The 7,758-nt window shown below is 67.7% G+C and carries 6 protein-coding genes; 4 read left to right on the plus strand and 2 right to left on the minus strand.

All coding sequences use genetic code 11. The features are described 5' to 3' along the window. Positions 1-61 precede the first annotated feature (61 nt). Complete coding sequence (locus ACFVTE_RS11550) at positions 62-571, minus strand: methylated-DNA--[protein]-cysteine S-methyltransferase (protein WP_387100475.1); 510 nt, start codon at positions 569-571, stop codon at positions 62-64. Continuing rightward, on the minus strand, positions 568-2,223 hold the full coding sequence (locus tag ACFVTE_RS11555; protein WP_387100478.1) for a DNA-3-methyladenine glycosylase 2 family protein: 1,656 nt from the start codon (positions 2,221-2,223) through the stop codon (positions 568-570). The genes ACFVTE_RS11550 and ACFVTE_RS11555 overlap by 4 nt, the downstream gene beginning before the upstream one ends. Before the next feature lie 123 nt (positions 2,224-2,346). On the opposite strand from ACFVTE_RS11555, the gene ACFVTE_RS11560 reads away from it, so the two are divergent. From ACFVTE_RS11560 to tyrS, 4 genes are all read left to right on the plus strand, one after another. Beyond that, complete coding sequence (locus ACFVTE_RS11560; RefSeq protein ID WP_387100480.1) at positions 2,347-2,985, plus strand: DNA-3-methyladenine glycosylase; 639 nt, start codon at positions 2,347-2,349, stop codon at positions 2,983-2,985. A 9-nt stretch (positions 2,986-2,994) separates the two neighbouring features. Continuing rightward, positions 2,995-3,552: an adenine phosphoribosyltransferase gene (locus ACFVTE_RS11565; RefSeq protein ID WP_387100483.1), complete on the plus strand. Its 558-nt coding sequence runs from the start codon at positions 2,995-2,997 to the stop codon at positions 3,550-3,552. 126 nt (positions 3,553-3,678) lie between these two features. After that, positions 3,679-5,907, plus strand: coding sequence for a HelD family protein (locus tag ACFVTE_RS11570; protein ID WP_387100486.1), 2,229 nt, complete (start codon positions 3,679-3,681; stop codon positions 5,905-5,907). A gap of 92 nt (positions 5,908-5,999) precedes the next feature. Beyond that, positions 6,000-7,313, plus strand: coding sequence for a tyrosine--tRNA ligase (tyrS, locus tag ACFVTE_RS11575; RefSeq protein WP_387100489.1), 1,314 nt, complete (start codon positions 6,000-6,002; stop codon positions 7,311-7,313). Positions 7,314-7,758 lie beyond the last annotated feature (445 nt).

Consider the following 7,758-nt stretch of genomic DNA (forward strand, 5'->3'; position numbering starts at 1 on the left):
CAGGTTCAGGGCACGGCACCCTGACCGGCCGGCTGGTTCAGGTGCCGGCTCAGCTGCTGGTTCAGCCCGCGGCGAGAGCCTGCTTTTCGCGGGCCAGCAGGCTCTCCTTGATACGCAGACCCCAGCGGAATCCGCCCATTGTGCCGTCCGTGCGCACCACTCGGTGGCACGGAACGAACAGCGCCGCGGCGTTAAACGCACACGCACTGGCGGCGGCCCGGACTGCCTTGGCGTTGCCGGACAGCTCCGCGTATTCGGTGTAGGTGACCGGCGCCCCCGGGCTGACAGTGCGCAGCACATCCCAGGCATGCGCGCGGAACGGGCCTGATTTCTGCAGGACAGGAACGCTCATGGCCGGCGCCGGATCACCCGCGTAGAACGCGTCCACAGCCGCCGAAATCGGGCCGAGGTGCTCCACCGGTTCGTAGGCCTCCGGCAGCAGCTCCGGATGGATCTGGCCCGTGAGGTCATGGCGGTCGGCCGTCCAGCCGGAGGCGAGCACCACACCGTCGCGGGCGATGATCGTGAACGGCCCGTCCGGCGTGGTCATGGTCAGGAGCTGGGCTTTCATTGCGCGGCTTCTTTCATTGCATCGATTTGGTTGTTTGCGCCCCGCGGGGCAGCGGTTCTGGAACTGGTCGCGGCCGCCCGCCAGAGGTGCATGGTGGCGTACGAACGCCACGGGCTCACTTCGCGGAAGTCAGAGAACGGGGCGTCCGACGACGGCAGATCCGACGGCGGTGCGGTGCCACGTGCGCTGCTACCGGTTATGGGGCTCCCTCCGGGCGGGCGGCCGCCCGGCAGACTGCCGCCGGGCAGCGCCCGGATTCCGTTGCGCACTGCGGCGTCGTTGGCGAGGAAGATGTCCGGTGCGCCGATGACCCGCATGGCCACATAGCCCACGGTCCACGGCCCGATGCCTGGCTGCGGCAGCAGCTTGGCCGACAGGCCAGGCAGATCGTCCCCGTAGCCAAGGTTCAGCGTCTTGTCGGCCAGTGCCGCGGCCACGGCCAGCAGCGACTCTATCCTGCGCCGTGGGCCCCGCAGCAGCTCCCCGCCAGCCCCGGCGATCTGCGCCGGCGACGGGAACAGCCGGGTAAGCCCATCGCCGGCGGCGGCGCTGGGACTGCCGGCCGCGGCCAGCTGCGTGAGGGCCGTGCGTGCTGCGGCTACCGTGATCTGCTGCCCCACCATGGCCCGGATGAGCAGTTCCTGCGGATCGAGGGCACCGGGCAGGCGGATCCCCGGCGCCGCCGCAACGGATGCCGCAAGACGGCGGTCGCCGCCGAGCGCGCCGTCGATGGCGACGGGATCGGCGTCGAGGTCAAAAAGCCGGCGGACCCTGCTCAGCAGGGCCGGCAGGTCCCGGAGGTCCACCGCGCCGATGGTGAGCACCAGGGAGCGCCGGTGCGTGCCGCCGTCGTACCCCAAACTTCCGCCCAACGCTTTTCCACCCTCAACGGTGCCGTTTCCGGGGCCGGTGTATTCCACACAGAACCGTGCGTCCCCGTGCGGGAGCCGCAGTGTCCGGGCATAGGACGTTGCGGTTCCGGCCTCGATCCCCGGAACGGCGCGGACGGCGAGGAAGCTGAAGACACCGGGGTCGAACGGTTCGCGGTAGGGCAGAGCCAGCGTGAGCGACGTGCTGGCGGGAGCGGACGGGTGGTGCCGGGCGGTGCTGCGCAGGCCGGTCGGCGTCATGTCGAACACCTCGGCCACGGTCTCATTGAACTGGCGGACGCTGCTGAAACCCGCGGCGAAGGCGACGTCAGCAAGCTTCATCCCCGTGGACACGAGCAGCGTTCGCGCGGTCTGGGCCCTGCTGGCCCGGGCGAGGGACAGGGGCCCGGCGCCGAGCTCATGGCTGAGGATCCGGTTCAGCTGTCGGGAGGAATAGCCCAGCCGCGCGGCGAGCCCCTCAACGCCGTCGCGGTTGATCACGCCGTCGTTGATCAGGCGCATGGCCCGGCCGGCAATGTCCGAGCGGAGGTTCCAGGCTGGTGTGCCCGGAACCGCCTCGGGCAGGCAGCGCTTGCACGCGCGGTACCCGGCCTCGTGGGCGGCGGCGGAGGTCTCATAGAAGGTGACGTTCTCCGCCTTCGGCGTCCTGGCCGGGCACGAGGGCCGGCAGTAGATGCCCGTGGTCCGCACCGCCGTAAAGAACTGCCCGTCAAAACGGGTGTCCCGCGCGTCGATGGCGCGGTAGCGCTGCCAGAAGTCCATGACTCCATCCTGCCAGCCGCCCGAGGGCCGTGCTAGCGGAAATCGGACATGACCGTGCAGCAGCTTTGCGAGGGGCCTGCCCGGCCCCGGGCCGGGCAACAGGGGCTTCGGTAGAGTCGGGGCATGACCACCAGCGGCCCTGTGCGGCAGTTCCTGTCCGGCGATGCCCGCGAAATAGCCCCGCTGCTCCTTGGCGCTGTCCTGACGCACCACAGCGCTGAAGGTCCCGTGGCCGTCCGGATCACCGAGCTCGAGGCCTACATGGGTCCGGTCGATTCACTGCACCCTGACCCCGGATCGCACACCTACCGCGGCCCCACCCGTCGGAACGCCCCCATGTTCGGTCCCGCCGGCCACCTGTACGTCTATTTCACATATGGCATGCACTACTGCGCCAACATTGTCTGCGGTCCGGCCGGCCATGCCTCGGCCGTCCTGCTGCGCGCCGGGGAGATCGTGGAGGGCAGTGAACTCGCCCTCGCCAGGCGGCCGACGTCGAAAGCCGCCAAGGATCTGGCCAGCGGTCCGGCCCGGCTGGCCACAGCACTCGGACTGACCACCGAGGACAGCGGGCGGGACGTCCTGGGTCCGCCGTTTGGCCTGGTTCTGCCGCCGGCACCCGCCGCGCACGTCAGCAGCGGGCCACGGGTCGGCGTCGCCGGGCACGGCGGCACGCACGATTATCCATGGCGGTTCTGGCTTACCGGCGACCCCACCGTGTCGCGCTACAAGGCGGCGAAGGCGCGTGCGCCGCGGGCGTAGGCTTGACGGGTGAATCAGAGCGAACAAGCCCCTGCCCCCAGGCCCGTCCCCGTGGACGAACTCATCACGGGCCTTTGCGCGACAGTTCCGGACTACCCCAAGCCCGGAATCACCTTCAAGGACCTGACCCCCGTCTTCGCCGACGGCCCCGCGTTCCGGGCAGTCGTGGACGCGCTCGTGGAGCCGTTCAAGGGGCAGTTCGACGCCGTGGCCGGCGTCGAGGCACGCGGGTTCCTGCTCGCCGCCGCCGCGGCCTACGCCACCGGCACCGGCGTGGTGACAGTGCGCAAGGCCGGGAAGCTGCCGCGCGAGGTCTACTCCGAGGACTACGCCCTCGAATACGGCAACGCCACCCTGGAACTGCACACCACCGACCTGGCGCGCGGCAGCCGGGTGCTGATCCTCGACGACGTCCTCGCCACAGGCGGCACCCTCGGGGCAGCCGCCCGCCTGTTTGAACGCTGCGGGGTCCACGTCTCGGGCGTGGGCGTGGTGATGGAACTCGGCGAGCTGCGAGGCCGCTCCGCCCTGGCCGGGCACCGTGTGCGGTCGCTGCTGCGCCTCTGACCAGCGGCCTTGTCCGTGAGCGCCGGGGCCGCGCCGTCAGATAACCTGCTTTAGCAGCTCAAACAGCCGCCACGGAAGCCGAAAAGGTTGTAGAATGGACGGTCTGTCTTTTGCGATAGGGGAACGATGCACGACGCCGATTTGGCCCACGAACGGGACTATGTAGCCGGCCTGTATGCCCGGCTTGATGAACTGCGCGAGGAAAAGCGCGCCCAGCTGGCCCAGGTGCGCCGCGCGGGAGCAGTCGGCACCATGCAGAACGTCTCCGAACGTGACGCCTTCGCGGCCCTGTACGAGGACCGCCTCGCCCAGCTCGACGCCGTCGACGACCGCCTCGTGTTCGGCCGGCTGGACCTGGACTCCGGCGAGGCGCAGTACATCGGCCGCATCGGGCTCACCACCGAGGACCTCGTCCGGCTCATGGTCGACTGGCGCGCACCCGAGGCCGGCCACTTCTACCAGGCCACTGCCTTTGACCGGCAGGGCGTGCGCCGGCGCCGGCACCTGATCCTGCAGGGCCGCGAGGTCAAGGCCATCGAGGACGACGTCCTGGACGCCGACATGCTCTCCGACGCCGATTCCCTGCAGGGCGAGGGTGCCCTGCTGGCCGCACTGAATTCCAAGCGCACCGGCCGCATGTCGGACATCGTGGGCACCATCCAGTCCGAGCAGGACCGCATCATCCGGTCCTCCATCTCCGGTGCCCTCGTCGTCCAGGGCGGGCCGGGCACCGGCAAGACCGCCGTGGCCCTGCACCGCGCCGCCTATCTGCTGTACACCCACCGCGACCGGCTGAAGTCCGCCGGCGTGCTGCTGGTGGGACCGTCGTCGTCGTTCATGAAATACATCGAACGCGTCCTGCCGTCGCTGGGTGAAACCGGTGTGGTCATGGCCAGCCTGGGCAGGCTCATGCCGGGGATCAACGCGGTACCGGAGCAGGATGCGGACGTCGCCGCCATCAAGGGCAGGCTGGAGATGGCCGAGGTCATCGCCAACGCCGTGGCCAACCGGCAGCGCATTCCGGCCGAGAACCGGATCCTGGAGGTCGACGGCCGCAAGCTGACCCTCACGCCCCGGCAGGTCCGTCGCGCCCGCGAACGCGCACGGTCCACCGGCAAGCCGCACAACGAGGCCCGCGTCACCTTCGTCAAGATCCTGCTCCGCGAGCTGACCGAGCAGATGACCGAACTCGTCGAGGAGGGCAACATCGGCAACAATGCCGACCGCTCCTACCTCGCCGAGGACGTGCGCACCGCCCGCGACGTGCGCATTGCGCTGAACCTGTGCTGGATGCCGATGACGCCCGAGAAGCTCGTGAGTGAGCTCCTCAGCAAGCCCGCCCTCCTCGAAGCCTGCACCCCCGGCCTCACCGCCAGGGAACGCGAGTTGCTGCTGCGGGCCCCCGATGCCCCGTGGACCGAAGCAGACGTCCCCCTCCTCGACGAAGCTGCCGAACTCCTCGGTGAACTGGATCCCGCCGCAGGCCGCGGGCTCGCCCAGCAGGAGCAGGACCGCGCCCGCGCCCTGGCCAACGCCCGGCAGACCCTGGTCAACATGGAGTCGGCCGGCGTCGATGTGCTGATGTCCGCCGAGGAACTCGTTGAACAGAACGAGGAACGCGAGGCGCGCCTGACGGCGGCCGAGCGCGCCACCAGCGACCGCACCTGGGCCTTCGGACACATCGTCGTCGACGAGGCCCAGGAACTGTCGCCCATGCAGTGGCGGCTCCTGGTCCGGCGCTGCCCGCTCAAGTCCTTCACCATCGTGGGGGACATCGCCCAGACCAGTTCCGTGGCCGGCGCGAAGTCCTGGCAGGGGGCCCTCGCCCCGATGTTCGGCGACCGCTGGCAGTTGGAGGAGCTCACGGTCAACTACCGGACGCCGTCGCAGATCGCCGAAGCGGCGGCGCGCATGGCCAACGCCGCCGGCCTGGTGGTTTCCGCCCCGAAGGCCGTCCGCGAAGGCCGCTGGTCGCCCATCATCGACCGTGTGGAGCGCTCTGGCCTCGTGAACCGGCTGGTGGAGGTCCTGCCCGAGGAGCTCGAAGCGCTCGACGGCGGTCTGCTCGCCGTGATTGCCGACGGCGACCTGCTGCGGGAAGCCACCTCGGCGCTGCGTGCCGAGTACGGTTCCCGACTGGGCACGGGTGCCGGCAGCTACGAACAGGATGTGGTGGTCATCAGCCCGCGGGAAGCCAAGGGGCTTGAGTTCGACGGCGTCGTGGTCCTCGAACCGAGCGCCATGCTGAACCACGAGCACGGCAGGGTGGGCGATTTGTACGTTGCCATGACCCGCCCCACCCAGCGGCTCCGGCTGATCGCGGCCGCGGACGTTCCGGCAGGCATCGAGCGTTAAGGTTTCCGGACAGGCCCGGCCGATCGCGGCCGGGCCTTCCTCCTGTCCTTCACAGGGGTCGGCGTGGCGCTGATCCTGCTAACTTAGAAGGCGTGTCACAACTAAACGACCTCGAATCCCAGCAGAACGACCCCAGCTTCGCCAACATCTGGCAGGAGCTCAAATGGCGCGGCCTTGTCCACGTATCCACCGATGAAGTGGAATTGGAAAAGTTGCTCGCAGGGGAGCCGGTCACGTATTACTGCGGGTTCGACCCCACGGCGCCGAGCCTCCACCTGGGAAACCTGGTCCAGCTCCTCCTCATGAGGCGGCTCCAGCTGGCCGGCCACAAGCCCTTGGGCCTCGTGGGCGGTTCCACCGGGCTGATCGGCGATCCGCGTCCGACGGCGGAACGCACCCTGAACACGAAGGACACCGTTTCGGAGTGGGTCGGTTACCTGCAGGCACAGGTCCGACGCTTCCTCAGCTTTGACGGCGCCAACGCCGCCCGGATGGTCAACAACCTCGACTGGACCGCGCCGCTGAGTGCGATCGACTTCCTCCGCGAGGTGGGCAAGCACTTCCGCGTGGGTACGATGCTGCGCAAGGACGCCGTGGCATCCCGGCTGAGCTCCGAGGAAGGCATCAGCTACACGGAGTTCAGCTACCAGATCCTGCAGGGCATGGATTACCTGCAGCTCTACCGCGACTACGGCTGCATGCTGCAGACCGGCGGATCCGACCAGTGGGGCAACCTCACCAGCGGCACCGAACTCATCCGCAAGGTGGAGGGTAAGACGGTCCATGCACTGGGCACGCCGCTCATCACCAACGCAGACGGCACCAAGTTCGGCAAGAGCGAGGGCAACGCGATCTGGCTGGACTCGGCCATGGTCAGCCCGTACACCTTCTACCAGTTCTGGCTTAACACCGCCGACGCCGACGTTGTGGACCGGCTGAAGGTGTTCACTTTCCTGACCCGGGCCGAGATTGAGGAAATTGCCGTCTCTGTGGCTGAGCGCCCGTTCGCCCGCGAAGGCCAGCGGAAGCTCGCCTACGAAGTGACGGCGCTGGTCCACGGAGTCGAAGCGACCGAAAAAGTCATTGCTGCTTCCGCGGCTGTTTTTGGGAACGGCGATCTCTCAGTGCTCGACGAGCAGACGCTCGCAGCGGCGACCGCAGAACTCCCGTCCGCTTCGGTGGACGGCACGGGCCTCGGCATCATCGACCTGCTGGTTGCCTCGGGGCTGTCGGACAGCAAGTCCGCCGCGCGCCGTGTGGTCGGCGAGGGCGGCGCCTATGTCAACAACGCCAAGGTTACGGATCCGGACGCGGTGATCTCCCCATCCGAGCTGCTGCACGGCAAGTACCTGCTGCTCCGCCGCGGCAAGAAGAACCTGGCCACGGTCCAGGTGTCCGGCGCCTAGCACCCGAAGGCCTAGCACCGGAACGCCTAGCACCGGAACAGGCAAAATGCACGCTCCTCCGCAGCCGGTTTGCACGGCCGCGGGGGAGCGTGTAATGTCTTCTGAGTCGCCGCCGCTGAGTGGCGACAGACCCCCAACACTGAGAAGCAATTCTTCTACTTCGAAAATGAACGAAGAAAAGCTTCGCTTAGTGCTGGGCGGATTCATTTTTCATTGAAGTGAATATCGGGTGAATAACCCGGATTTGCAAAGTGAAAATGGATGAAATAAGCTAGAAACATCGCAGCGAAGAAATACGAAATGTAAATTTCCGATGACTAATCCGGGAATTGTTTCGGGAAGTATTCGAATGTGTCTGTTGTTTGAGAACTCAATAGTGTGCCAAGTTTGTTGATACCGATTTTTTATTAAATTGGTTGAATTTGCCGGACCGCCACCCCCGTGG

The sequence above is a fragment of the Arthrobacter sp. NPDC058097 genome (assembly GCF_042884885.1).
In the GTDB taxonomy this organism is placed as follows: Bacteria; Actinomycetota; Actinomycetes; order Actinomycetales; family Micrococcaceae; genus Arthrobacter.

Coding starts and splice junctions, on each gene's coding strand:
- ACFVTE_RS11550 (WP_387100475.1), bottom strand. CDS start 571: ATGAAAGCCCAGCTCCTGACCATGACCACGCCGGACGGGCCGTTCACG.
- ACFVTE_RS11555 (WP_387100478.1), bottom strand. CDS start 2,223: ATGGACTTCTGGCAGCGCTACCGCGCCATCGACGCGCGGGACACCCGT.
- ACFVTE_RS11560 (WP_387100480.1), top strand. CDS start 2,347: ATGACCACCAGCGGCCCTGTGCGGCAGTTCCTGTCCGGCGATGCCCGC.
- ACFVTE_RS11570 (WP_387100486.1), top strand. CDS start 3,679: ATGCACGACGCCGATTTGGCCCACGAACGGGACTATGTAGCCGGCCTG.